Raw genomic sequence first — 25,754 nt, 5'->3', positions numbered from 1 at the left:
TCGGCTACCTGCTAGTTCCCTACGGTTGGTACCATCAGAATCCTAGGTCATCGACCCCGTCGACGTCGCGACCCCGCGGCTCCTGCGATTCGGGCTCTTCTTCCAGGTGCATTGAAATCTTGGTTCGGCCCTGTGTTGAAAAGGTCTCGAAGTCAATTTCGATGCCGGCACGGCGCATCACCGGTGCCAAGCGTCGCAGTTCTCCGCTAAGCTGGCGAGCGGACTTTGGCCATTTCTTTTGACGCTTCACTTCGTCCGACGCGGAATCGTTCAGGGTTTCCAGCCACTCGGTTGGCGTTTTAACCAAAACGTCAGTACTAAGCTCTGGCAGGAGGGTTTGGATGATCAAGCTGTCGTCGACCAGTCCTTGGTTAACACTGTCGATGTTCGCCAAGTAAAGCTTCATCCATTCGCCTTTCTGCAGTCCCATTTGCTGCTCTGCCGCAACTGCAAACTCAGCAAAGTCTGCCATTCGCGGGCGACTGGTCAGTTTGACGTTGGGCAGTCCGCGAATCGCAGCGGAGACCAAATCGAGTAGGCCGCCAAAAATGGCGGGAGCATCTCGATTGAAGTTCTCCCAGATTTCTTTCTCACTTCGACGCTCGTCACTGGAAATCGTTGGCAGTGTCACGACGATAGCACGATCAGCGAGGTCCGCACGGGAAGCGACGTCTTCAATTCCAGTCAGGATGATAGGACGTTGAGCTTCGAAGATGGTCTCTTCGTCGTTGGCATAGAGCGTTCTCGTCGCAAAGCCACCTCCCGTCGAGATCCGACAGAGCCCATCTGAACACCAAGGGGAAATGTGGCTGAGGTTATCGAATGCAAGAACGTGTGCGTTGTTTGCAGCAATGGCGAGATCTTGCAAACCCTTCGGGGCAGCCCGGATCGGAGATTTGTTCGGGTCAACAAGAGCACGAAGCATTTTTGCCGTCGTCGACTTCGCAGACCCCTGTTCGCCAGTAAGAATTAGGACTGGGTAGGGGCCCTTGGGACGCATGCAGGCGAGCAGCCACGCCAGGATTAGCGGCCAAACCTCGTTCGGAACATTGATGTATTTACGCAACAGTTGAATGTCACATCCGCGGGGCACAGGGAGGGGCATCATTCCCGATCGACGGACGAATTTAACCGGCGTTTGGGAGGTGATGGCATAGCCGTTCGCATCAACGGAAATTGATTGCCAGATGTCATCGCCCTGGTCGATGTGAATCGAGTGATCATCGCCAGCGACTCGCAGGCGAGGGGTATGCTCTTTTCCTTCGAACAGAGCTTTTGCTTTGAGCGTGGCAATCGCGTTCGTGACGCTGTTGGCCGGAGCGGCTTTTTGATGCTCAAAGTAGAAGCGGCTTTCCAGGTAGCGTTGAAACGATTGACTGTCGAGGCAGTAGTTCTCAGCGTGGGAGTCAATTTGAATAGTGGCGAAAGTTCGCCCACTGCTCTTGTCGTGCCACAGTTCAACGCCCTGCATCCCTAGTTGCACGATTTCGTCGGTGTCACTTTTTTTACCTTGGCTACCGTTTGCCTTGGCCTTGCTGGGTTCGTGCGCAGCTCCATTTTTTTCAGTTTGATTTGACATCACAGGCCCTCGCTTTCGAGGTCTTGCATGGCTTTCGAGTGCGTCTTGGAGTTAGCAATCGAAGATGCTGCGGCAGTAGAATCTGACGCCATGGACTGCTGGTTGTTTGCAGCGTTGTACTCTTTGACGGCGGCAATGGACGTCATTCGGCGCCCGCCGATTAGCCACGACTTGAGCACGTTTCCATGGCGATTGGGTTCTAAGCACCAACGTGTTGCTGTGCTCGGGTGCGGGCGGAGTCCGTTTTCTAGTTCAATTGCACTGAGTAATGGACGGGACTTGTTTTCTTCTTCGTCTGCATCGAGCGATGAAACAGGCTCGTCTCCCTTTTCTATTGCACGGAGCAATGAAGCGAACTTGGTTTTTTGCATTTGTCGCAATTCCGAGTAGGTAGTGAGAAATCACTTGAGTAGTGAAGTAACACTCGGAACAGAGCAAACGTCGCAAGCTGGAAGCGAGCTCACGGCGAGCTTGGGCAAGCTCGGCTGCAAAATCTGAAAAAAATCAGTCGCAGTCCAGGAAAACGTCCTCTCCCTCCGTGCCGATTGCCCAGGGAATGTGCATCATGTCAAAGAACTGGTTGCCCTTCGTCCGCAATGACGGGATCTGTGTACCGCTCGTATCGTGGTTGGGGTCTCCGTAGATTGCTCCAGCTAGCTCGCTCCGTTCGGCCCTTTTGTTTCTTCGAGGAAGCAAGGCATTTGCCAGTTTCAAGGCGAGATGGTATTTAGTCGCAAAACTCTCTACGGGAATTCGCTTCGCTGCTTTCCATTCGCGAGCCAGTCGCCGTCCTTCGCGTCGTTTTTTTGCGTCTTCATCAGGGTTCAGGATGTCAGCTATTCCAAGTCCCGATTGCGAGTTGGTTGAGTCGGACTCACTGAGTACAAAGTCAACCTCTTGCGTCAGGAGCTCGCCTCCCGATTCATGGTGCAGTGCGGTTGCCGGGCCAGTGAACGCATCCATCCATTCGAACCAGACATCTTGAGCATCTTTGCTGACAGCAGGTAGAGTCGCTCTCTGGCAGATCTTCTTCGCTATCATTTCGTAGTCGTTGTGGAACTGTCTTCGAAGCTCTCGTTCGGTTTTCGCGAGCTCTCTTGGTTTGAGACCGGCCTTCCGTGCTGTCTGAATATCTTTGTTCAATGCGTTTTCCAGTTTGCGGTACGCTGCCGCAAACTCTGATGAGTACCAGATGACAGGGTCCTGGCTTGAAAATTCGAACGGCTTCGTCATGTCAAGGGATCCTGTGCTCACCTGACCTTCGGTCTGGGACTTTAAGCTAGCTAGCATGACTAGATGCTCGATCGGCTTCAAAGACTGAGCGCAGCGGAGTCGAACTGGAATGTACTCCTGCAGGCCCTGGCGAGTTGCTTCTTGCTCCAAGAATTCAGCAACGAGGTCTCTCCAGATGAAGCGTTCCAGTGACTCGCGGTCGTCCTTATCTAGATGCATTGAAAACGCTTGGGTGTTGAATGAAGTTTTGGGTTTGTTGATGCAACAGCGACGCTGATGAAGGCAGGCGTTCAATCGCTCGACGCATGAGCGTCTTGGTGCGTTTCGCTAGCTGCGAGAACGCTGCACCACCTGTTTGTCTCTGTGGTGGAAGGACGCGGGCACGGGGCAATAATTTTTAAGGGCTCTCTGGTTCCCGCCATCTTCTGTTCAGTGACTGGTTGGTGGAAGCAGTAAATTAGAGGCCAGGATGTGCCTTGCCGCCTTCGTTCGCTAATGAAGCCACTATGTCGCCAGGTAAGCCGCGTCACTTGCGGACAAGGGCAATTTGTTGAAGCAGCCTGTATCGCAAAGCATAGTTGCAGCGATACAAGCTGCATGGATTTTCCATCTAGCAGTGCTAGCCAATCTGGCGGGCGACTTCGATACCTTTGGCGATGTCACGTTCGGCGTAGACTTGCGTTACATCTGCGTTCTTGTGGCCGAGCATGACTTGGGCGGCCTCCAGTCCGAACTGCTTGCGGATGTCGGTGCCGCGTGTGTGACGAAGGCGGTTCGGGCTCCAGCGGTGTTCGGATTTCCACTTCTTTGCTTCTTCTTCGGAGAGATCGGCAGGAGGTGGGAATGCTTTGTCGCACGCATTGTGAATTGCTCGGCGATAGCTTTCTGTCGTGTAGCATTCGCCCGGCGACTTCACTGCTTTCTTGCCCTTCAACCCACCGCGATCGTTCTTGCGGCCTCGGCGGTTCCCGCATGAAGGTGGCGTAGCTCGCTTCGCAGCACGCTCGGCACGCAACTGCTCCACAACCTCGATTGGGCGGAACAGATAAACGTCGGGTTCGCGATCGAGGTAGCGAAGAAGGATCGGCTGAGCTTTCGGGCCAATGAAGAGCGTGCGATCGTGGCCGTGCCAGTCCGTTTTGTGTTCGGCAACGTTCGCGATCCACACATCACCCGACCGATCGAGGCAGCCCGGTGTCAGTTGGCAGACTTCGCCGGGACGGCAACCAGTGAGTAATTGAACTCGTGCCATGTCCGCGAGGATTGGCGGAAGTTCTTTGAGGGTGGCGTCAACAATCGATTGCTCAATTGGCAGGATCGGATCCGTTTCCGGCGCCTCAGTTCGCCCTTTCTTCAATGGTGCAATCAGTCGCAAAGCCTCATGAATTGACGGCGGCAGTTTTCCTTCGGCAGCGGCCCACTTGAACATGCGGACAATTCGTTTCATCCGGCTGTTGATACCAGGCCGCGTGAGGCCGCTTGCGATCATCGATTGGCGGACTGCTTTGAACTGCTCGGGGCCAAACGAGGTAGCGGGTGAATTGGCGTAGAGTTCCTTCAGTGGCTTCAGAGCAGGTTTGATCCGATGGAGTTCGGAGGTTTTCTCCGAGCCGTAGTAGCTGCGCGAATGCCGCAGGTAGTCCACCAAGATCATTGCGATGGAGAGCTCCTCGCAGGAGAGACCGAAGTTCGGGCTTCGGTTGCTTGCAAGGTACTCCGCGATAACGCGATCGTACTCAGCAATCGATGCTTTGCTTTTCCATGGACCGAGATAGTAATCTCGTCCGTTGATTGTCACGCGAGCTTGCCCGCTTTTGTGCTTTCGGTACTTGGGCACCGAGCCGGAAGAATGTGGCATGAGCCTCACCTTTGAATGCCTTGCGGGTATGTACCCACAAGAGGACTTGCAAAAGCGTGCTCTGCCAGAGGCGGCAGGTATTCGTTTGAGTCAACGAATCACGAGAGTTTTAAGAAGCGACGCGGACGGGACTCGAACCCGCAACCTCCGGATCGACAGTCCGGGGCTCTAACCAATTGAGCTACCGCGCCTTGAAGAGGCCAACCAAAGCGTTTGAAAACAACTTTTGATCTTCTTCAAAGGCTCGCAAGAAGATGAAGAAAGTCTCATCTCCGCTGCGATGGGGTGGAGTATATCTATGCTCGGATTGCTTGCAAGGCCGGTCTGAGGGGTCACCCAAAATTTTGTTTGTCGCCCCGCAAACCACGTCTGTTTGCACTGATTTTAGCGGTCAAACCTTGCGGGAAACTCGCATCTGCGTGTTTCTACTTCGCACCAAGGAGAACAGTGCGACGCCGCGAACCAATCGAACTACGGTTGATTGCACGTACCCCGTGAAACACCCGCAATCGAGAGTTCCAATATGGACGCTTTCCTGCTCGCCTTTTCAATCGTTGAATACTTCTGGGATTGTTGGTGGGAGTTGAAACTTTACTTCCTGCACCTGACAAAGTTCCAGTGGATGTTGCTGTCCATCGCTTCGGTCTTGAGCGGTTTCCTTTGCCTACGCGGTGATCGATTCCGAATTTGATCGGATCGGCTGGACCTCGCTTGGAACGCGACGACCAAACTTCCGCCTGACCAGCACCAGGCAGCCGATCCCTTTGGCGGCCCGGGCTCATTCTTTTTGCTTTAGGCGAGCAACTCGCGAACGACGCGAGCCTCTTCCACACCGGTCAGACGTTGATCAAGCCCTTGGAACGGGTAGGTGAATCGTTCGTGATCGATTCCCATCTGATTGAGAATCGTCGCGTTGAGATCGCGAATGTGGACTCCGTCACGGACGATGTTGTAGCTGAACTCATCCGTTTCGCCGTGCACGACGCCTTGCTTGATTCCGGCACCCGCCATCCAGATCGAGAAACACTTGGGATGGTGATCGCGACCGTAATTGGTTTTGCTGAGCGCGCCCTGGCAGTAGATCGTTCGACCGAACTCTCCACCCCAAACCACCAACGTGTCATCGAGTAGCCCACGCTGTTTCAAATCAGTGAGCAAGCCGGCCGATGGTTGGTCGGTGTCCCGGCACTGGTTCGGAAGATCTTTGGGCAACGCACCATGTTGGTCCCAACCGCGGTGGAAAATTTGCGTGAAGCGAACGCCACGCTCGGCCATCCGCCGTGCCATCAAACAACAGTTCGCGAACGTTCCCGGGTTGGTGACATCAGGCCCATACAGGTCAAGCACGTGTTGCGGTTCATCACTGAGGTCAGTGAGTTCCGGCACGCTGGTTTGCATCTTAAAAGCCATCTCATACTGAGCGATCCGGGCTTCGGTTTCGGGATCGTGCCAACGGTCGAGCGTGTTGCGATTCAGTTCGGCTAGGGTGTCGAGCATGCGGCGACGCACACCGGAATCAATTCCATCAGGGTTGGAAAGATACAAAACCGGATCGCCGGCGCTTCGCAAAGCGACGCCTTGAAACTTGCTGGGCAAATATCCGCTTCCCCACAAACGGTTGTAGAGTGCCTGCGCTTGTTTGCGTCCGGTCCACGATGCGGTCATCACCAGGAACGCGGGAAGGTCTTCGTTTTCGGTTCCCAGTCCATAGCTCAGCCATGAACCCAAAGAAGCTTTGCCGGGAAGTTGATTGCCGGTGCAGATGTAGGTGATCGCGGGATCGTGGTTGATCGCTTCGGTGTACATCGATTTGACCAAAGCAATCTCGTCGACTTTCTTGGCCATGTGCGGAATCAGTTCGCTGGCCATGGTTCCATTGGCGCCATGCGGGCTGAACTTGTAAATGCTCGGCGCGATGGGGAATCGAGATTGACCGCTGGTCATCGTGGTTAACCGTTGGCCTTGCCGGATCGACTCGGGCAAATCCTTGTCAAACCAATCGGCCATCTGTGGTTTGTGATCCCACATGTCCATTTGGCTGGGAGCACCCGACATGAACAAATAGATCGCTCGTTTCGCGGCCGGTTCATGGTGCGGCAAACCAGGTTGTCCAGGAACACCGGGTTGGCTATCGACGGCACGTCCGATCCCGGGCATCGAAGCGAGTGCGGCGGCACCCAAACCCGCCGCGGCGCTGGAAAATAGCGAGCGACGAGTGAGATGTTGCATGCGTTCTTGCAGAACCGATGACATCAAAGGTGATTGTGTCAGTGCGTTCCAGTCTTCACAGGGGAATTCAGAGCGACTCATTTGCAAACCACCTCGTCCAAGTTCAAAAGGGTGTTCATCACGACGGTCCATGCGGCCAATTCAGGGTCGGGAGTCCCGGCCAACTTACGGGCTTCTTCAAGCTGGACCGAATAGTGCTCGATCAAATCTGCCATCAAAAGTTCGAGCGATCGGAGTTCGTTCGTTTCGATCGGACGCAAGGTCACGCGTTCGAACGCTGATTGAATTCGTTTTCGAGAGATCGCTTCCCAGTCGGATTGGTCCGGAGTCGGTGATGCGGTGATCTCTTGGGCCATGGCTTTTGCGGCCAGCATCGCTTGCGTTTCATTGAGCAACAACAAGGCTTGCATCGGCGTGTTGGTTCGTTCGCGGCGAGCGGTGCATGACTCACGACTGGGAGCATCAAACGTCGACATCACAGCAGGAGCGCTGGTGCGTTTCCAAAACGTGTAGACGCTGCGGCGAACGGTTTTGTCACCTTCGTCAGGGACGAAATTGGCGGTGTCACTATCGGTATAGCCCACCGCTTCCCACAAACCGGCCGGCTGAGGCGGTTTGACGCTCGGGCCGCCTCGAGTCGTGACCAGCAAACCAGACAGCGAAAGCATTTGGTCGCGAAGCGTCTCGGCGTCCAATCGAAAGCGAGGCCCGCGAGCGAAGTATCGGTTGTTCGGATCAACGGTGAGCATGTTGCTGGTTGCCGTGGCGTCACGGCGATAGGTTTCCGTCATGACCAGCCGCTTCATCATCTCTTTCACGTTCCAGCCACTCTCGCGAAAATCGATTGCGAGTTCGTCGAGCAACTCGGGATGGGATGGCAGGTGACCTTGGCTGCCGAAGTCTTCGCTGCTTTTGACCAATCCGTTGCCAAAGAGTTGTTGCCAAAAACGATTGACGGCAACGCGAGCGGTCAGCGGGTGATCTTCTCGAAGCAACCACTGGGCAAGTCCCAGGCGATCGACGGGAGCACCTTCAGGGAATTCGGGAAGGAAGCCCGGAACCGCACGTTCGACTTTCTCGCCGGGCGAATCGTAGAGCCCGCGTTCTAGAATGTGCGCGTCGCGAGGTTTGGCGGTTTCTTTCCAGACCAATGTCGTGGGAACTTGTTTGTTGATCTTAACTCGCATCGCGATCATGCCGTCGTGCATGTCGTTCAATGCAATCCAACTCGGATGCTCGCAAATGAGCTCTCTATAAAACGCTCGAGCGGCTCGCCAATCCACGGTTGGGGAATCGCTTGATTCTTCCGGTGCTGACAAGGTTGCCAAGCGTTGCTTCAACGGTTCCGAAAATTGGACGGTAGGCGAATGAATGGCATAGGTCAGCGTCGCAGGTCCGCTTCGATTGACGTGTCGAACGAACAGGTGGTTGTCGCCTTTTTTAAGCGACAGCTTGTGGCGTTGCGACAACGGTTGAATGTCATCGTCTTTGCGATTGCCTGGTTTCTGTTTGGCCACTTCCTTGCCGTTGAGAAACAGGACGCTGCCTTCGTCGGTTCCGAACATCAATTCGACGGATTGATCCGATGGCGATCGGATGACTTGATGCAGAATGGAAACGCTGGTGGAATCGTTGATTGTCGGCAGTTCGTTGCTCAATACCGAAACGATGTCGGTTCGATGCTGCCATTCATGGTCTTGGTCTTGATAGGAAACCTTTTTGGCGGGATCGAACTCGTTCTTGTCTTCGCCCGCGAATGACTTGTTCAAGCCATTGCCGACATTTTCGACTTTCAGCGGCCCGATTAGGTGTGAGTCGCCCAGCACGATACGTTGGTCCTCGGGCAACTGATCCATCGAGGAATGCAAAGACAAAGCCACATGGCGAAGCATGTGAGAAACGTGCTGCGACTCATAGTGCAACGACACTCGAATCTGACCCATTTCAGCTTCGATGGTTTGGACTCCGAACCACGCCGTTCGGTCGCCGGTTGCTTCGTGACCACCGACGGCCCATCCGGTTTTCGCGTCAATCTTTCCATCGATCGCCTTGGTCACCGCGAATTCGTCGCCGGATTGTTCGCGGGTTGCTTTGGCGGAACGGATTGGCACTTCGGTCCATTCCGATTGGTCGTCGGGTCGCGTCTCAATTTTAATTTCGCTGAGCACGGCGTTCTGGTTGGATGCCGTTCCGACTCGCGGATGTTCCTCGTCTGTTTTGGCGTGCAGTTGCAGCATCCGCCAAGTACCGGCGGGCAGCGACGAGATGATGTGCATCACGTCTTTTGCAGGAGGCGTGCCGTCCCACTCCACCGATCCGTCTTCGTTCTGTTTGAACTTTCCATCGTTTTTTGTGGTGACTTCGACCGGCATCAGGTTCGCGTGAAAGGACTCTTCACTCGCAGCCAGCGTTTGTTGCCATTGCAGTTGGGCGGCGTCGACTTCCAGTAGCGGTCCGGCCATTTCGGCCTTTAGTTCAGCGAGGTCGGAAGCAATTTGCTTCAGTTCGGCTGATTGCTCGGCAGAAGGAACACGCACGACTGGCGGATGAGCTTTGTTGTTACCATCCATCGCTCGCCCGTCCAACGAATTGAAAAACGCGGACAGGGCGAAGTAGTCCTTCTGCGTGATGGGATCAAATTTGTGGTCGTGGCAAACGGAGCATCCCGTGGTCAAGCCAAGAAAGATTGTCCCAAACGAATCCGTGCGATCGATGACATTGCGAGCGAAGACTTCATCGTAGATCGAGCCGCCTTCGTTGGTCGTCACGTTCAGTCGGTTGAATCCGCTGGCAATTTGATTGCGAAGCGTTTCGGCCTCGTTCGTTTCGGGCAACAAATCACCGGCCAATTGCCGAGTGATGAATTGATCGAAGGACATGTTTTGATTGAAAGCGTCGATGACCCAGTCGCGGTAGGGCCACATTTCACGGTAGTTGTCCAAGTGCAATCCGTGTGTGTCGCCATAGCGAACCAAGTCCAGCCAATACCTCGCCATGTGTTCGCCGTAGTCCGGCGACGCCAGCAATTCGTCGACATAGTTTTCGTAGGCGTTCGGCGATGAGTCAGCAACGAACGCTTCGACTCGTTCTAGTTTGGGCGGCAGTCCAGTGAGGTCGAACGAAACGCGGCGAGCAAGTGATCGTCGGTCAGCGGAGTCTGCGGCGGACAAGCCCAACGATTTTAGTTGAACATCAATCCATTGATCGATGCGATCAACGTCGGACGAAACGACACCCTCCTCCGAAGGAAGTTCGTGGCGGCGAGGCGTCGCGAAGGCCCAGTGCGACGCGTAAACCGCACCTTCGGAGACCCACTGATTGAGCAACTCAATTTGCTTGGGTGACAGTGGTTTGTGGAAGTCTTCCGGCGGCATGATCATATCGGAATCGTCGGTCGCGATTCGCTCGATCAATAGACTTGCCTGCCATTCTTCTTGATCGATGACATCTGCTATTCCTTCGGCAGAGTCCAAACGCACGCCGGCTTGGCGATCGTGTTCGTCGGGACCGTGACATGCGAAGCAATGATCCGAAAGGATCGGGCGAATGTCGCGTGCAAAATCGATCTCGGCTTTCGAAGCTGTTTCTTCCGCTGATGCAGTGCCCGAAAAAGCAATGCATGAAAGCAACAAAGCAGCAAACCATCCAATCGTGCGACGGGATGCGAAGACGTTCCAGATCATCTAGGAACCCAAGAAGGAGGGAGGTTGGGTAGGCGGGATGAACTATCTTACTATCAATGCGACGATGCTCCAAACCAATAGACTTGGGTGGGAGTCGATTGATTTGATCACTGGGTTGCTTTGTGCGCTTTATCAATTGACTTCGCTAGCAACCCCGATGAACCAGGACTATTTGCCAGGACATTCCTGATTGCAATGAATCGTTATTCGAAACGATCTCGTGTGCGTGTGTACCTCGGACCACCCATTCGACCAATTGTGAAGATCTGTTCGGGATCAGGCAGCCCGTTCTTTCCGACGACGGAATCGGCAACGTAAAACGAAACAATGCGTCCAACGACCAAGTTGGCTCCGCCGCGTCCCGGTCCCAATTGCATCGACGTCAACATCTCGCATTCCATCGCTGCAACGACATCAGCAACTCGCGGCACTTCGACTTTGACCGAAGGAGCTTTCTGCAAACCAGTCAGAACGAATTCATCCTCGTCGGGGCGAACGTCTGCTGCGGATTGCTTCATCGTTTCGGCGAACTCTTCGGTGACCACGTTGACCACGAATTGGCCGTTTGCGCGAACATTGGCGAGTGTGTCCTTAGGAGTTCCGTCCAAACGGTTGACCGGACAAAACATCACCGTGGGAGGATTCGCCCCAACGCCGCCGAAGAAACTGTACGGTGCCAAATTCGCGATTCCGTCGGCGGACAGCGTTGAAACCCATGCGATTGGCCGCGGCGTGATCAACGCGACCATGGATTCATAGACCGCGCCAATCGATACGTCGTTGGGATCGATGATCATGTGCCTCTCAGTTGCTTTGTCAAAAGCGATTGCAGTTCGGGCGTTGCCGAAACGCAAAACTTGGGGTTCCAGTCATCGAATTCCTCGCCACCGTAGCCTTCTAGAATCGCACCGGATTCACGAGCGATCACGGTGCCGGCGGCAGAATCCCAGGCGGCGACATTGGTCGCCCAGTATCCATCCAGTCGACCATCGGCGACGTAGCACATGTTCAGCGCGCACGAACCCAAACGTCGCAACGAGCGGCACTTCTCGAGTACCTTTACAAAACGCGTCACTTCGGGCGAGTCAGCGGTGACACCCGCTCGAAAACTGCACGCGACCAAGCTTTCCTCGATCGCGGTGCAACCACTGGCGGACATCTTTTGGTCGTTGCAGTGGGCGCCTTGTCCATCAATCGCGGTGAACATTTCGTCTCGCGTCGGATCGTAGATCACACCCAACCGCATCTTGCCAGCCGCGTACAGGCCGATCGATACCGCAAAGCTTTGCAGGCGGTGAACGAAATTGACCGTTCCATCCAAAGGGTCGACCACCCAGCAAGGCGGAGCATCAGGGTCACCGGCTCGCACGCTGGCGGGCGGATCATTTTCGCCCTCTTCTTCACCAACGAAGGCATAGTCTGGGTAAGCCCCGACCAGCATGTCGCGAATGGCTTTTTGGGATGCCAAGTCGGCATCGGTCACCAGATCTTTGGGGCCTTTCTCACTCACAACACGGTGATCGCGTCGCGACATCAATTCAGCGGCACCGGCACGCGCCGCGTCGACGGCCAGCCTCAAGTGGGCACTGTCCATGGAGTTTGTCTTGGGGGTTGGTTGGAGGCGGTCCGATGGGTCGGAAGCCGTCAGTCGTTTTCCAACCGGCGAAGCTCTTCCAACCACAAGCGAATGTCATTGTCGTATTCCGTCGACATATTGCCAATGATGAGCTGTCGATGGAATGCCGCTGCACCCTGTTCGACGTGCTCAGCCGCCTCAGCGCTGACGAATCGAAGCGTTGGATCGGGGGCAATCAGGCCTCGAAGAAAATTCATCAACAAAGCGTTTCGCAGCACTTCCTCGGGAAGAATCCGTTCCAGATTCATCGGGAGTTCGCGTTTTGCCTGCAGAAGCTCGCCAAGATTCTTCGTGTTGTTGAACGGATTGAAACCGGACAACAGCTCAACCAGCACGTATCCGACACTGGCCAAGTCGCTGCGTGGAGTTGCGTCGAGGTTGTCGAGGACTTCTGGGGCTGCGTACAGCGGAGTGCATTCGCGATCTTTGGGCGGGTTGCGATAATCGATGGACGAACCCATGTCGATCAGTTTTGCGTGCCCACTGCGTTTGAGCATAATGTTGGCGGGTTTGACATCGCCGTGAACAATTCCATCACGGTGAAGTGCCGCCAACGCAGCCAAGCATTCGCGAACGATCGCGACGGCGACGCCGGGTTTGAAACGAGATTGTTCCGGGCCTTCGGTGATGATCACATCGTTGATGTATTTCCACCGCTTGGGTGTGATGTGGTCACGCAACAATTCCAGGCACTTGGGCATGACCAATTGCCGGAGATCGTATCCATCGACCCATTCCATCAGCATCACACGGATGCGATCGCGTTCGAAGAAGTTTTGAACGTCCAGCAGATTGTCGTGCTGGATCAACGCAATGCGAGCGGCAATCGACGCGATACGTTGCATCGCTTCGTCATACGAACGAGCGTCGGGGAAGCGTTCAGGCGAGAAGATTTTCATCGCCACGGGAACGGTGAATCCGTCCGTGCCTCGGTGCTCAGTCAGATAAACCTCGCCCTGACCACCACGGCCCAACATGCGGCGTAGGTTGTAGTGACCGGTCCAGTTGATTTTGCGTCGACGCGTCAGCTCATCGTAACGCGAAACCAGTTTTGGATCGCATTGGCTGGATTCCTCTCCGAGATAAGTGATCGTCGGAACAGGTTCGTAGCGTGTGGTTGCAGGCATACCATTCATACCGTCGCGGCGGCTTCCATGTCACCAAACGTAAACCAGCAGCTGACACATGGGCTGCGGGGACACTTTAACACTAAGCGTCGGACACTATCTTGACTTGGGATTGTGGTTTCGTCGAACGCTAAAAAATAACAGGGGGGAAGAATGTACCGATCGCGACAATTGAAGGGGTTCATTTCCCCAGAAGGATCATAGCAGCACCCAATAAAATTCCAGCCACGCAGAATGCCTTCCGTTGAAGGTTCACTTCGCCCAACCGAGATGCTCCCAATACCAACGCGACAACGACACTGCATCTCCGCAGCGTCGAAATGACAGAAACCATGGCATCTGGGTTCGCCATGGCGGTGAAGTAGACCATGTCTGCTGCTAACAGCAGAGGGCTGATGCACCAAACCGCCGTTCGGAACTCAAACTTGGACGTGGACGAACCAGGAATGGTTCCCCTTGCCGTTCCGATCGTGGAGGAACGTGCTGTCGTCTTGCTAGCAGTCTCCGTTGGTGACAAGTCCTCTGATGTCGCTCGATCCACGTTTTCACCGCGTGGCGCTATTCGTCGTCGGTTGAACCACCAGTGCAGTGCAAGCGGGGTCATCACCGGCAACATGTAAATCGTGAACCAAGCTTGAACGGTCGCTGGTGAATAACCAGCGCCTTGCAATAGATATTTATCGTAGATGGAACTGAACGATCCCAGCAGTGTTGCTATCAGCATGCATCCAACCCAACGATTGGTCGTGAATTTGATTCCCTCGGATTTACCGAGTGTTGAAAACAACCAGAACGAAGCGACGACGATCGCGATGCCTGCCCATTGCATCATCGCGGGCCGTTCGCCCAGCACACCGATTGCAATGACGATCGTCCACACGGGACTGGTGGATCGAATTGGTGCGGCGATGGACAGCGGCAGGTGTTTCAGTGCAAACAACGCGAGCGTCCAAGACGCTCCGACGAGCACGCTTTTCGCCAACAGTTTGCCATGATCAGTCCAGGTCAGCGGTTGGACCTTCAAAAACTCGATCGGAAAGGCATCACCGGTGAATTGTTGAGCGATCAATAGCGGTCCCCAAATTGCCGTCGCAACGCAGGCGGAGGCAAACAAGACCATCGGCACCGCGTTTTCGCGAGCGGCCAGTTTTTTGGCGAGGTCGTAGACCCCGAGCAATCCGGCGGATACCAGCGCCATCAACATCCATTCCATTGGAAGTGTTGACCTAGCGGGTTTGTTGGCCGGCGTAACGAATGCTACGCACGATGGCATCTCGAACATCGGTGATGCTGGCTCGACGAGCCACTTCCATGTTGACGCTCCACTCCGGTCGTAGACGCCGGTCGAAAACGGTCATGCCGCGGGTCAGGGCGCCATTGACTTCAACGTCGCCGGCCATTTCATCCCACTGAAACATCTCGGGTTCAATGACTGAGATCAACGCGGTCGCGTCTTGCAATGGAATGACTTCGCGTCCCAGTTTTTGATGCGAGATCCGAAATTTGTAAGGCAGGATCTTGTGCAGCAGGGCTCCCGCACGTGTTGTTTCAGGAGGCAACTTTTCAAGCAGGTCCACGCCGAAGGTGACCGCGTCGGTCACATCGAGTGGAACCAAGCTCTTCGTCGTTGCCGATGCGATGACTTGTTTGGCACTGGACGGATCAAAGAAAAAGTTCATCTCGGAAACCGCCGTCGCATTGCCGCTGTGCGAGACCGCTCCGCCACTGATGACAACTTTGTCAATCAACGGCAACACGGCAGGATCCATGCGGCAAACGCGAGCCAAGTTGGTCAGCGGTCCCAAGCAAACGATGGTGATCTCGTCAGGATGGCGTCGAATCAAATCCGCCATCAACTTGTCGCTGGAATGATCGTTTTGGCGAGTCGCCGAAGGAAAGTTCAATCCCGCCAATCCATCCGGGCCGTTCAGATGACTGTCGTCCAGCATTGGCGGATCGGTTGGCGCGACCGCGGTTCCCAATTGTGGGTATCGAGCCGGATCGAGCAAATCGACGATTCCCATCGCATTGATGCTCGCTTGGGCCGCGTCAACGGTTCCGGCGGTGGGAGTGATCGCGACAACGTCGAGTCGTGGATCAAACAACGCCATCGTGATTGCAATGGCGTCGTCGATTCCGGGGTCACAGTCGATGATGATCTTTCTGCTCATGCCATCCAGTCTAAGTTCTTCACGGTGGCCGGGCGAGACCCTCGCCGCGGTCGTGTCGCGAATCGCACCGGAGTGGAGTTGGATTGGATACGATGAGGCAACGTGGGAGAAGTTTCTTCCACTGATCGAATCTCGATTGTGTTTCTAATCAGCGTTTTCGAATCGAGACCCACGTGTCCACTTCATCATCCAGCCTCCAACGGACGCAAACGGGGTTTGCCACCGTTGTCATTGCAACCTTGTTCGGCGTGGGGCTGACCATTGCCGCCGGAGCAACCGCGGCGGACGGTGTTTCAGTCGTGTCGTTTCACGGCTATGACGATTGTCTTCGCCTCAGCAACGGTGATGCGGTGGTGACGCTTTGTCCCGCCGCGGGTGGCCGAGTGTTGGAGTATTCGGTCGACGGTACGAATGTGCTGTACCTGGATCCCGACGACGCAGGTTGGACGCTGCAACAATTTGAAAAAGGTCAAACGGATCGACGTGGTCAGTTATCGGCCGGACGATTCGACATCGGTCCCGAAATGGTTGTTCAACGAGGCAATGTGCTTTGGAACGGTCGGTGGACAGCGGAAATCGTTGCCGATCGCACGGTGAAGATGACGAGCCAGTACGATCCAAAATCGGGAGCCCGACTGACGCGAATTTTTGAGCTGGACGAAACGGGGTCTCACCTCAGATGCACCCAAACGATCGCAAACGAATCCGATCGCCCGGTCAGTTTGTGCCATTGGAGCCGAACTTTTGCGGTCGGTGGAGGAATCGTTTTGGTCCCTCGATCGGGACCGGTGCGTTTCCCGAACGGGTACGTCCGCTACGAGAACGGATTGATTCGTTCACGGCCGACCGAGCCCAATATTCACGTCGATGAGGATACGGTTGTTATTTCGGCGACGCCGGAATTTCCCAAATTGGGTTTTGACAGCCATGCGGGGTGGCTGGCGTATTTGGCACCGACGGACCAATTGTTTGTAAAGCGTTTTCCGACATTCCCTGAACGGTCGTACAACGAATTGGCGGGGCTGACGGTATCGGTCTGGTACCCGGAAAAGGACTTGGTGGAATTAGAACCCATCGGGCCAGCAGAAAACTTGTCCCCAGGAGAGCGAGCTGACTTCACCGAAGATTGGTATTTGATGCCGTATGAGTTTCCGGCTGAGTCCCGACAAATGGATCGAGAAGAAATCGAGCAGCGGGTCAAGTCTCTCAGTGAATGAAGCGGGATGAAGGCGTTTCATGCTGGCTCCTTCGAATCGTGGCGGCAAGTTACACTTGGGGCGTTCAACCCAACGTCGCGTTGCGAAAGCACGCTTTGATGCTCTTGTCCTGCCAGGCTGATGACTGATTCTTCGACTGACCCTTCGCTCTCTTTCTCGGATGCCATCACCCATGCTCGAGGTGGCAACGATTTATCGGCGGAGCAAACCGGCGCCTTGATCGACGCGATGTTGCAAGGTGCTGCCAACGAAGAAGAAGTCGGCCAGTTGTTGCTCGCACTTCGCGAAAAAGGCGAGGCGGTGAGCGAGTTGGTCGGTGCGGCGCGGGCGATGCGAAAGCACATGACTCGGATCGATCACGAACATGACGTTCTGCTGGACACATGCGGCACGGGTGGCAGCGGATCGGGAACCTTCAATATCTCCACCGCGGTTGCGATTTTGGCATCGGCATGTGGAGTCGCGGTTGCCAAACACGGCAATCGACGTGCGACCAGCAAGACTGGATCGGCCGATGTGCTGGAATGTTTGGGCGTCAAAATCGAATCCGAACCCGATCAAGTTTCTCGACGACTCAACGACATTGGCATTTGCTTTTGCTTCGCGGCCAAGCTGCATCCCGCGATGCGTCATGTTGTTTCCGTTCGTCGCAAACTCGCCGTGCCGACGTTGTTCAACTTGCTTGGGCCGCTTTGCAATCCGGCCGGTGCGACACACCAATTGCTCGGGACCGCTGCCCCCGAAACGCAGCAAAAGATCGCAGCGGCACTGGCGGAACTCGACACGCAGCGAAGCTATGTCTTGCACGCTCAGGATGGACAAGATGAAGTCTCGTTGGATGGCGAAACGTCATGCATCGAGGTCGCATCGGGGACTCAGCAAAACCATACCTGGACGCCGGCCGATTTTGGGCTGACTCCGGTTCACCAGAACGCACTCGCCGCGGCCGATCCACCGGAATCGGCTGAGATCATTCGCAACCTTTTTGGAGGCAGCCCCGGATCGCATCGCGACACGGTGTTAGCGGGATGTGCCGCGGCGCTTCGTTTGGTAGGTAGAGTTTCATCGCTCACCGAAGGCGTTGAAATCGCCGCCGAAGCAATCGATTCCAAAGCCGCTCAGGACAAACTGAAACAGCTCGCTGAGTAGTTCGGCATTCACCGAATTGCTGCAGAGCAATGCTATTCGGGATAGCCGTCTTCGCGAATGGTTTGCAGCAACGCTTTCATTCGCTCGACGATTTCAGGGTGTTCGCCAGCGACGTTTTCGCTTTGACCAATGTCGACGGACAAATCGTAGAGCTCGTGCGGTAGTTTGTCGTCAGCAGGGATTTGCCGGCGTGATTCCCAGCCTTTGTTGCGGCCGCTGACATAGCCGCTCTTGGCATCGATCAACAACCACTTGCCATCGCGAATCGCATATACATCGACGCGAGTGTTTTGGACCAGCGACTGACGATGTTGTTGCTTGGGTTCTTTTAGCAGCGGCATCAGGCTGCGTGAATCCTTGGCTTGTCCATCCGGGATCGAATGCCCGAGCATCTCCGCCAGCGTTGCGAAGATGTCGACTTGTGATACCAATGCGTCGCAAGTCGATCCAGAGTCGGTCACGCCCGGCCAATGAATGACGAAGGGCACATGGTGTCCACCTTCGTACAGGTCACGTTTCAATCCACGGAAAGGTTGCGACGACCAGTGGTCGTACTTTTCGTCGCGAGCATAGGCATAACGTTCAGGACCGTTGTCGGCAGAGAAGATCACGATGGTGTTTTCACTCTGTCCTGATTCCTTCAGTGCTCGCAGCAGTTTGCCGCAGGCATCATCGGTTTCGCAAACGTAGTCACCGTACGGACCAGCACCCGAGCGACCGTCAAACTCATCGTTGGGAATGATCGGTGCGTGGGGTGCCGGGAAAGCAAAGTAAAGAAAGAACGGTTGGTCGCTTTCTTTTTGCGATTCGATGAATTGCACGCCACGTGCGGTCGTGGTGGGAATGTTTTGATACGGATCCCAATCTGATGTCATCGGGCCGGGGCGACACTCCCAATTCCCCTCTTTGATTGGTTTCCATTTCGCGGTGTCCATGATCGTGTCGGGAGCCTTCACGACTTTGTCGTCTTCGATCCAACAGTAAGGAGGGAAGTTGATCACGGTGTCACCAAAGTACGAATCAAATCCGTGAGCAAGTGGTCCGTCCGGGATCGATTTTGTCCAATCAAACGCTTCTGGTCCGTATCCTTTTTTTCGTCCTTCTCCGAAGGTTTTGGCGTCGGGCTTTTTAATTGCATCCCAGTCCCATCCGAGGTGCCACTTGCCGATCGCGGCGGTTTGATAGCCGTGTTGTTGGAACATCTCGGGCAGCGTCAGTTGTTCGGGTTCAAAAACGGATTCACCAAAGGCGTTGACGATGCCATGGAAATCCCGCCAGTGATGGCGTCCGGTCAGCAATGCGTACCGACTGGGCGTGCAGATTCCTGATGATGAGTGGCCATCCGTGAACCGCATGCCTGATCGAGCGAGTTGATCCAAGTGCGGTGTCGGGATTTTCGATTCGGCATTCTGCAGGTTCAGGTCGCCGTACCCCAGGTCGTCGGCGTACAGGATCAACACATTGGGAGGCGTTTTGGTTTCCGCCGAGGATGACGAAACGCAAGCGGCGGAGCCGAGAAGTATGATGAATAAAATGGCGAACGTTGATCGCATGTTGAGTGGGAATCGCATCGAGGTTCTCGCCGCAAAAGTGCATTTTTATTGTGAAAAGCTGTTACTCTATCTCGCCCGACCACGTCCGTGGCCATCACCCCTCGAAAAACCTCCCTCCTGTCAAAACATCATGATTCCAAGTTGGTGCCGAAAGGTTTGGTTCCGTCACGTTTCTCCAGCATGCGGCCTGAGCGTTTTTGCGGCGTTGCTGGTTGGCAGCCTCTCGTCCCCGGTCAGTGCCGATTCGGACGAATCAGCAAAAGCGTCCGACGCTCCGATGAACGTGGTGGTTTTGTATGCGGATGATTGGCGTCATGACACGCTGGGAGTCGCCGGGAATCCGGTTGTGAAGACACCAACGTTGGATGCACTTGCGAGCGAAGGGATGCGGTTCACGGAGAACTGCGTGACGACATCCATTTGCGGTGTCAGTCGAGCGTGCTTGTTCACCGGGCAGTGGATGTCCTCGCACGGTTGCGATGGTTTCAAACCGTTCGAAACACCGTGGCAACAAACCTATCCGGGCATCCTGCGAGACAACGGGTACTACGTCGGGCACGTTGGGAAATGGCACAACGGAAAGTTCCCCGGTGAGAAGTTCGATTTCGGGCGTTCTTACTACGGCAGGCACTGGTTCAAGATGCCTGATGGATCGAAGGTGCATGTGACGCAGCGAAACGAAAACGATGCGTTGGAGTTCTTGGGCAAGCGTCCAAAGGACCAACCGTTTTGTCTGACGGTTGCTTTTTTCGCGACGCATGCTGAGGACGGAAATCCGCAGCAGTTTTTGCCGCAACCGGAAAGCATGCATCTGTATCAAGACGTTGAGATCCCCGTTCCGGCAAACGCGACGGACGAGTCCTTTCATCGCTTGCCAGAGTTCGTTGCCAACGACGGCAATGAAGGTCGCAACCGTTATCACTGGCGGTTTGATACGCCGGAGAAATATCAAATCATGATGAAGAACTACTACCGTTTGGCAACGGAAGTCGATTCGACTTGCGGTCGGATTCTAAAAGAGTTGGAAAAGCAGGGTGTGCTGGACAACACGTTGGTGATCTTCACGACCGACAATGGTTACTACCATGCTGAACACGGGTTGGCCGATAAGTGGTATCCCCACCAAGAAAGCATTCGCGTGCCGTTGATCATTCGTGACCCACGAATGTCCGCAGACAAGCACGGTTCGACCAATGAAGACTTCACGCTGAGTGTTGATTTGGCGCCGACCATCTTGAACGCGGTTGGGGCGGAGGTTCCTGAATCCATGCAAGGCCGCGACATGTCGGTTTTGTATGGTGCCAACGACGCTGAGCAAGGCGATTGGCGTGAGGAGTTCTTCTACGAACACCCCACGATTCGCGACAAGAACTTCATTCCGACTTCGGAAGCTCTGGTGAGAAAGGACTGGAAGTATTTCTACTGGCCCGAGTTCGACCGTGAACAGTTGTTTCACATCTCGGAAGATCCGCATGAAGAAAACGATCTTGTGAACGATCCCGCTCAAGCAAAGCAATTGGCCGAAATGCGGGCTCGTTTTCAAGAGCTGAAACGCGAAGCGGCGTCCAAGTCGAACGGCTGATGCTGATGTTTTTATCCAGAAAGACCTAAGAAAGTCGGCTCAGATTCGTCGTGTTCTCGGCGTGCTGCTGCACTGTCTCGGTTTAGAATCGAGGCAGGTGTGTGTGGACGTGTTCGACGCAGCCTGAGCTTCTCTTTGACTCTTCTGGAAATCAGTCATGAATGCCGTTGTATGGAAACGATCCCTGCGGGGGTCGTTGTTGTATCTGTTCGCGTTTCCGATTCTGTTCAACGTCTCATCGTTACCGGAGTTGCCGGCACAAGAGTTGAACGGGCGACCGCTCAAGCGAGCAGGTGAAAATCAGGCGGACGAGAAACGAGCGGAGCAGGCTGCTCCTGAAGTCGATTTGGGGCTTCGCTCAGTCACGCTTCATGCCGCCGGAAAAGGCTGGTTTGAGTTTCGCGGCAAGATCAACGGTGCGAGAGTCTTTCGTGTCGAGGTAGGCGAGTTCGAACTGGACGAAGCGATTCGTGTGTCTCGAATTTTGGATCCTGCGGCACCGGGTGAAATTCGGATGGTGTCATCTCGCGATCCGGTCCATCCACCGACGACATCACCGAACACACGAACGCTTGGCGATTTGTTGGTGTCGATGAAGGGGCAACGCATCGTTGCGACGGAGCACTCGGGCAAGAAGGTCGAAGGCACGTTGGTCGCGATTGAGCAACGCACCGAAATCGTCGACGAACAACGAATCGAGCGTGAGGTCATGACAGTGTTGACCGAGACGGGATTGAGCTCGATGTGGGTGGATGGCTTTGAGTCCATCGACGCCGTGGATGAGGAGTTTCGATCTCGTTTAAGAGAAGCTTTGGAAAAAGAAGCTCGGCCAGCCGAATTGGCGACGCACGCGGTCGAGTTCGTGTTCGGGGATGGACCCGAGCGAGAGGTCACGATCGGTTTGATGCGTTCGGTGCCGATGTGGAAAGTCAGCTACCGGATCGAAGGCGACCAATTGATTCATCGCAGCATCGTCGAGAACACGTCGGGTATCGATTGGGATGGCGTCGAACTGAGTCTGGTCGACGGAAGCCCTGTTCTGTTCACCATGGATTTGCGTTCGGTCCTGCGAGCCAGGTTGAATCAATTGCAGCGTCCATCTCGACAGGTGGCGATGGCGCCACGGTTCAGTGAATCGCTGGGGCGGGCTTATGACGACCTCGAGTTGGCAGGTCCAGGGATCCGCGAGGAGACGATCGGGATGGATGGTTCCATGGGCATAATGGGAATGGATGTGGACTTGTCGATGGGCATGGGCATGGGAGCCGGTGGAATGGGAGGCGGCATGGGAGGAGGATCGTTTGGTGCGATGCCTGGTCGTGCAAGCGGCAAGGGGTCTGCGGATCTGTTCGCAGGCGAATCCGGTTACGGCAGTTCATTGAACCAAGTGCTGAACGAAACCACGGACGCTCCCGCCGGCAGCACCTTGGAATTGCAGTTTGATTCCGTTGATTTAGATAGCGGGAAGACCGCTCTGTTGGACACGCTGATCGATCCCGTCTCGGTCACCGACGTTTCCGTCTATCGCCAGTCCTATCATCCGACAGCAACGTTGTTGTGCTTGGAAATTGAAAACAACACTCCCGCATTGTTGCCCTCGGGACCCGGCAGTGTTTTAGCGGGCGATCAAATGCGATCGATTCTCGGCGAGGTCGTGCTTCCAGATTTGGCTCCATCGGTCAAGCGATTGGTCGGGTATGCGATGGATGGAGGTGTTCGTGTCACGACCCATCCTGTCGAAACGACTTCGGAGCAGCAATCGATTGAGATCGATGAGAAGTTGCATCGAATCACGATCAGAACGCAGCATCAACGATCGACTCAATACGACGTTCTAAATCGCTCTGGTGATGACCGGAACGTGATCTTGGAAGTCCCACTGCCACCACGACCTTTCGAGTTGCAGGCTTTGAAAGACAAGGACATCGAAGTCGAGAAAACAGATGAGTGGCATCGATTGCGAGTTAAAATACCCGATGGAGGCTCTCGTGAAATTGTGACCGTGTCGAAGCACACGGCCGACGATCCCAACGGGTGGGGCGAGATCGCGATGGGCACACTGGAACGCTGGGTCGCGGAAGCCAAATGGAATGAGGCTCAGTTGGAAACGATTCGAAGCATCCTGGCGGATCGACGCGAACTCGAAGAAACGGATCGCACGCTGGAGGGTTTGTTGGATCTGCGAAAGCACTTGGTGACGGAACTCGAACGCATTTCAAATCAGTTGACTCGCCAGCGAGGCAGCAGCTCGTTCCCTCGGGAAGTGATCCAGCGTTACCAAACCGAGTTGCTAAAACAAGAAAACCGGTTGGCCCAGTGCGAGCAGCGGATGCAGGAGTTTGCGATACAGCGTCGCAAGTTGGTCGATCAACTTGGCATGGATCGCGAACTGCCGTCCTCGTTGTCAGGACTGAAGGCGTTCGTCATCGACACCGATTTAATTCCCGAGGGAATGTCGACGGTGCTGCCTTCGGAGACCACAACGCCCGCGGAACAGCCAAAGGACTACCCATTTGGTTCCGATCCTTTTGGGAACTGAGCACCGCTTCAGTTGTTGCTGAAATGCAACTTGAGATTTCGCTCGCGACCCAATGGGTTGCTGCGATAGCGACGGTAACAGGATTCGCAAAGATCAAACGATTGCGAAACGGTTTCGCCCGTTGAGATGGGCGCGTCGTGCAATTCGATCGTTGGTTCCGCAAAGCATTCTGGTTCGCTCTCGTTGCGTGGCGACGCGGCGTCGTGGCCGATCAGTTCGACCAGTTCGTCTTCCGCCTCATCCGCTTCGATCGCTTGGTGCAAAGCGTCCAGGTGATCCACGGCTTCGTCGTCGTTCCACTCCTCTTCCAACTTTTGTACCTCGATCGCAATCGTGTATCGAGAGCTTTGTGTGGGGTCAATTACTTGTCGACATCGATCACATGTGTAGTGAATCATCTCGAAGTGACTCGCCGGAATGAATGAAAGGCAATTGCCAAAAGAAAAGGTTCGGCCGACTCGCATCGCAATCGCGATTGTTCATCCGCCTGCTCTTCATGTTACTTCTCCGTGCGCGTCGCCCGCAAGCATTTTCTTTTTCTGAGGTCACGAAGGTTTGCGGCGGGGTGCAAATCTCTCGCACCCTGCCCAGAGGCGAGCGATCCAGTATCATCTCGCTCGTGGGCACCGCGGTGTCATTCAATTCAATCCAAACATTCGAAACTCTTCTCCATTTTTCTGCACGGAACCCATCATGAGCTTGCTCCGTTTCGACGCTTCCGGATCGATCAACGACGACTACGGGATCACTCAAGCACAAATCGATTCGTTGAAGGGCCAGATGGAAACCCTTCGGACTGAGATGGTCGAAACCGATCAGAAACAATACGAATCGGGCGACATTCCTGCTGACAAACAGCCGCTGGACGCTCGGTTCTTTTGGCTGCCCGAAGAGATGCTGGAAGCCTACGCGAAAGAGCGGGAAGCATCGGAGTTGGGGCGGATTTTCAAAGTCGCCAATGGTCTGCATGACCAAATTGACGCAGCCGTGGTTTTGGGAATCGGCGGGTCCTACATGGGCGCTCGAGCGATGATGGAAGCCTGCTGCGATCCATATCACAACGAAATGAGTCGTGCCGCACGTGGCAGCAAACCTCGGATGTATTTCGAGGGCAACAACGTCGACAACGACGCGTCCGATTCGCTGTTGCAACGTGTCCGAGCGGGCGGATACGCGGACAGCGACGCTGAAAAACGGCACGCGATCATTGTCATTAGCAAGAGCGGTGGAACGATGGAAACCGCTGTCGCGTTCCGTCAATTCCTTGCCAACTTGGAATCCGAACTCGGGTCGGAAGCCGAGGATTGGTTGTCGCGGTTGGTCGTTCCCGTGACCGGCGAAAGCGGCAAGTTGCATGACTTGGCGACCGAAATTGGTTGCGATGAGATCTTCACCGTGCCCGATGGTGTTGGTGGGCGATTCAGTGTCCTGTCACCGGTCGGCTTGGTTCCCGCCGCGTTCCTCGGTTTGGACTGCATGAAGTTGCTCGAAGGTGCCGTGGCAATGAACGAGCACTTCAAAACCGCGGACTACGCTGACAACGTGGTGATGCAGTACGTCGCCGTGAATCACTTGCTGTCGCAACACCGCGACAAGTCCATTCGAGTGATGAGTGTTTGGAGCAAAGCTCTCGAGTCGGTTGGACTGTGGTACGACCAATTGCTGGCTGAGTCCAACGGCAAAGATGGCAAGGGGGTAACGCCGCTGACAACCCTGAACACTCGCGATCTGCACAGCCGTCACCAGCAGCATCAGCAGGGACGAAATGACAAAGTGTTCAACAACGTGATCGTGGAATCGCAACGGACTGATTCATTGGCCGTCGGTCACTCGCAACGCAACCAAGACACGCTCAACGACATCGCTGAAAAAACTCTGCCCGATATCATGGCGGCGGCGATCAAAGGCACCAACGATGCTCTGCATGCGGATGGACGTCCCACGACTGATATCATCTTGCCGCAGATCGACACGCACGTGTTGGGCCAGTTGTTTCAAATGCTGATGATCGCAACCGTGATCGAAGGTCGCTTGCTGGGTATCAACCCTTACGGGCAACCAGGAGTTGAGCAGTACAAGACCAACATGAACAAGAACCTCGGACGCTGAGGTTCTTGAGTTGATCTGCAGTCTGTAGCTCGGTGGTCTTCCACCGAGACCTGCACTGCACCTTGCGTGTTTACGGTGGGGCCCACCGT

General features: G+C 54.9%; 19 protein-coding genes and 1 tRNA gene. 6 read left to right on the top strand and 14 right to left on the bottom strand.

Annotated features, from left to right (window positions below):
* Positions 1 to 34: 34 nt before the first annotated feature.
* From RB_RS00965 to RB_RS00945, 5 genes are all read right to left on the bottom strand, one after another.
* Positions 35 to 1,579 (bottom strand): ATP-binding protein, encoded by a 1,545-nt coding sequence (locus RB_RS00965; protein ID WP_164921306.1) that lies wholly within the window; start codon positions 1,577 to 1,579, stop codon positions 35 to 37.
* The gene (locus tag RB_RS00960; protein WP_164921305.1) at positions 1,579 to 1,950 is read right to left on the bottom strand and encodes a DUF1580 domain-containing protein; all 372 of its coding nucleotides are present in this window, start codon (positions 1,948 to 1,950) and stop codon (positions 1,579 to 1,581) included. The genes RB_RS00965 and RB_RS00960 overlap by 1 nt, the downstream gene beginning before the upstream one ends.
* Before the next feature lie 133 nt (positions 1,951 to 2,083).
* Entirely contained in the window at positions 2,084 to 3,106 is a 1,023-nt protein-coding gene (locus RB_RS00955) for a hypothetical protein (RefSeq protein ID WP_164921304.1), read from the bottom strand.
* Positions 3,107 to 3,431: 325 nt separating this feature from the next.
* On the bottom strand, positions 3,432 to 4,670 hold the full coding sequence (locus tag RB_RS00950) for a tyrosine-type recombinase/integrase (protein WP_164921303.1): 1,239 nt from the start codon (positions 4,668 to 4,670) through the stop codon (positions 3,432 to 3,434).
* Positions 4,671 to 4,787: 117 nt separating this feature from the next.
* A tRNA-Asp gene (locus tag RB_RS00945) sits at positions 4,788 to 4,861 on the bottom strand.
* A gap of 332 nt (positions 4,862 to 5,193) precedes the next feature.
* Between RB_RS00945 and RB_RS27660 the strand changes: the two genes are divergently transcribed.
* Positions 5,194 to 5,361 (top strand): hypothetical protein, encoded by a 168-nt coding sequence (locus RB_RS27660; RefSeq protein ID WP_007324958.1) that lies wholly within the window; start codon positions 5,194 to 5,196, stop codon positions 5,359 to 5,361.
* Positions 5,362 to 5,462: 101 nt separating this feature from the next.
* Here the strand turns inward: RB_RS27660 and RB_RS00935 are convergent, their stop codons facing one another.
* The 7 genes from RB_RS00935 to RB_RS00905 form a co-directional block, all read right to left on the bottom strand.
* The gene (locus RB_RS00935; protein WP_164921302.1) at positions 5,463 to 6,980 is read right to left on the bottom strand and encodes a DUF1501 domain-containing protein; all 1,518 of its coding nucleotides are present in this window, start codon (positions 6,978 to 6,980) and stop codon (positions 5,463 to 5,465) included.
* On the bottom strand, positions 6,977 to 10,582 hold the full coding sequence (locus RB_RS00930; protein ID WP_011117905.1) for a PSD1 and planctomycete cytochrome C domain-containing protein: 3,606 nt from the start codon (positions 10,580 to 10,582) through the stop codon (positions 6,977 to 6,979). The genes RB_RS00935 and RB_RS00930 overlap by 4 nt, the downstream gene beginning before the upstream one ends.
* A gap of 203 nt (positions 10,583 to 10,785) precedes the next feature.
* A complete protein-coding gene (locus tag RB_RS00925; protein ID WP_164921301.1) occupies positions 10,786 to 11,379 on the bottom strand; it encodes a flavin reductase family protein in 594 nt (197 codons plus the stop codon).
* On the bottom strand, positions 11,376 to 12,176 hold the full coding sequence (locus RB_RS00920; protein WP_164921300.1) for an inositol monophosphatase family protein: 801 nt from the start codon (positions 12,174 to 12,176) through the stop codon (positions 11,376 to 11,378). The genes RB_RS00925 and RB_RS00920 overlap by 4 nt, the downstream gene beginning before the upstream one ends.
* Before the next feature lie 50 nt (positions 12,177 to 12,226).
* Entirely contained in the window at positions 12,227 to 13,345 is a 1,119-nt protein-coding gene (locus tag RB_RS00915) for a serine/threonine-protein kinase (RefSeq protein WP_007324953.1), read from the bottom strand.
* A 181-nt stretch (positions 13,346 to 13,526) separates the two neighbouring features.
* Positions 13,527 to 14,543 carry an EamA family transporter gene (locus RB_RS00910; RefSeq protein WP_231846088.1) on the bottom strand — a complete coding sequence of 339 codons (1,017 nt, stop codon included), beginning with the start codon at positions 14,541 to 14,543 and terminating at the stop codon, positions 13,527 to 13,529.
* A 28-nt stretch (positions 14,544 to 14,571) separates the two neighbouring features.
* Positions 14,572 to 15,516 (bottom strand): nucleoside hydrolase, encoded by a 945-nt coding sequence (locus tag RB_RS00905; RefSeq protein WP_007324951.1) that lies wholly within the window; start codon positions 15,514 to 15,516, stop codon positions 14,572 to 14,574.
* Positions 15,517 to 15,689: 173 nt separating this feature from the next.
* Here RB_RS00905 and RB_RS00900 point away from each other — a divergent pair, with 173 nt between their 5' ends.
* A complete protein-coding gene (locus RB_RS00900; protein ID WP_011117899.1) occupies positions 15,690 to 16,733 on the top strand; it encodes a hypothetical protein in 1,044 nt (347 codons plus the stop codon).
* A gap of 120 nt (positions 16,734 to 16,853) precedes the next feature.
* Positions 16,854 to 17,882 carry an anthranilate phosphoribosyltransferase gene (trpD, locus tag RB_RS00895; RefSeq protein ID WP_011117897.1) on the top strand — a complete coding sequence of 343 codons (1,029 nt, stop codon included), beginning with the start codon at positions 16,854 to 16,856 and terminating at the stop codon, positions 17,880 to 17,882.
* A 32-nt stretch (positions 17,883 to 17,914) separates the two neighbouring features.
* Here trpD and RB_RS00890 read toward each other — a convergent pair whose 3' ends face one another.
* Entirely contained in the window at positions 17,915 to 19,453 is a 1,539-nt protein-coding gene (locus RB_RS00890) for a sulfatase family protein (protein ID WP_011117896.1), read from the bottom strand.
* A gap of 112 nt (positions 19,454 to 19,565) precedes the next feature.
* On the opposite strand from RB_RS00890, the gene RB_RS00885 reads away from it, so the two are divergent.
* On the top strand, positions 19,566 to 21,017 hold the full coding sequence (locus RB_RS00885) for a sulfatase family protein (protein ID WP_164921299.1): 1,452 nt from the start codon (positions 19,566 to 19,568) through the stop codon (positions 21,015 to 21,017).
* Between the two features lie 157 nt (positions 21,018 to 21,174).
* Positions 21,175 to 23,556 (top strand): hypothetical protein, encoded by a 2,382-nt coding sequence (locus RB_RS00880; RefSeq protein ID WP_011117894.1) that lies wholly within the window; start codon positions 21,175 to 21,177, stop codon positions 23,554 to 23,556.
* A gap of 8 nt (positions 23,557 to 23,564) precedes the next feature.
* Here the strand turns inward: RB_RS00880 and RB_RS00875 are convergent, their stop codons facing one another.
* A complete protein-coding gene (locus RB_RS00875) occupies positions 23,565 to 23,954 on the bottom strand; it encodes a hypothetical protein (RefSeq protein WP_231846087.1) in 390 nt (129 codons plus the stop codon).
* Positions 23,955 to 24,249: 295 nt separating this feature from the next.
* Here RB_RS00875 and RB_RS00870 point away from each other — a divergent pair, with 295 nt between their 5' ends.
* Positions 24,250 to 25,665 (top strand): glucose-6-phosphate isomerase, encoded by a 1,416-nt coding sequence (locus RB_RS00870; RefSeq protein WP_164921298.1) that lies wholly within the window; start codon positions 24,250 to 24,252, stop codon positions 25,663 to 25,665.
* Positions 25,666 to 25,754 lie beyond the last annotated feature (89 nt).

The sequence above is a fragment of the Rhodopirellula baltica SH 1 genome (genome assembly GCF_000196115.1).
Classification (GTDB): Bacteria; Planctomycetota; Planctomycetia; order Pirellulales; family Pirellulaceae; genus Rhodopirellula; species Rhodopirellula baltica.
This window is presented reverse-complemented; position numbering and strand designations above follow the sequence as displayed.

Excerpts from the sequence above, each read along its gene's own strand:
- RB_RS00965 (WP_164921306.1), bottom strand. The coding sequence starts at position 1,579 with ATGTCAAATCAAACTGAAAAAAATGGAGCTGCGCACGAACCCAGCAAG.
- RB_RS00960 (WP_164921305.1), bottom strand. The coding sequence starts at position 1,950 with ATGCAAAAAACCAAGTTCGCTTCATTGCTCCGTGCAATAGAAAAGGGA.
- RB_RS00950 (WP_164921303.1), bottom strand. The coding sequence starts at position 4,670 with ATGCCACATTCTTCCGGCTCGGTGCCCAAGTACCGAAAGCACAAAAGC.
- RB_RS27660 (WP_007324958.1), top strand. The coding sequence starts at position 5,194 with ATGGACGCTTTCCTGCTCGCCTTTTCAATCGTTGAATACTTCTGGGAT.
- RB_RS00935 (WP_164921302.1), bottom strand. The coding sequence starts at position 6,980 with ATGAGTCGCTCTGAATTCCCCTGTGAAGACTGGAACGCACTGACACAA.
- RB_RS00930 (WP_011117905.1), bottom strand. The coding sequence starts at position 10,582 with ATGATCTGGAACGTCTTCGCATCCCGTCGCACGATTGGATGGTTTGCT.
- RB_RS00925 (WP_164921301.1), bottom strand. The coding sequence starts at position 11,379 with ATGATCATCGATCCCAACGACGTATCGATTGGCGCGGTCTATGAATCC.
- RB_RS00920 (WP_164921300.1), bottom strand. The coding sequence starts at position 12,176 with ATGGACAGTGCCCACTTGAGGCTGGCCGTCGACGCGGCGCGTGCCGGT.
- RB_RS00915 (WP_007324953.1), bottom strand. The coding sequence starts at position 13,345 with ATGCCTGCAACCACACGCTACGAACCTGTTCCGACGATCACTTATCTC.
- RB_RS00910 (WP_231846088.1), bottom strand. The coding sequence starts at position 14,543 with ATGGCGCTGGTATCCGCCGGATTGCTCGGGGTCTACGACCTCGCCAAA.
- RB_RS00905 (WP_007324951.1), bottom strand. The coding sequence starts at position 15,516 with ATGAGCAGAAAGATCATCATCGACTGTGACCCCGGAATCGACGACGCC.
- trpD (WP_011117897.1), top strand. The coding sequence starts at position 16,854 with ATGACTGATTCTTCGACTGACCCTTCGCTCTCTTTCTCGGATGCCATC.
- RB_RS00890 (WP_011117896.1), bottom strand. The coding sequence starts at position 19,453 with ATGCGATTCCCACTCAACATGCGATCAACGTTCGCCATTTTATTCATC.
- RB_RS00885 (WP_164921299.1), top strand. The coding sequence starts at position 19,566 with ATGATTCCAAGTTGGTGCCGAAAGGTTTGGTTCCGTCACGTTTCTCCA.
- RB_RS00880 (WP_011117894.1), top strand. The coding sequence starts at position 21,175 with ATGAATGCCGTTGTATGGAAACGATCCCTGCGGGGGTCGTTGTTGTAT.
- RB_RS00875 (WP_231846087.1), bottom strand. The coding sequence starts at position 23,954 with ATGATTCACTACACATGTGATCGATGTCGACAAGTAATTGACCCCACA.
- RB_RS00870 (WP_164921298.1), top strand. The coding sequence starts at position 24,250 with ATGAGCTTGCTCCGTTTCGACGCTTCCGGATCGATCAACGACGACTAC.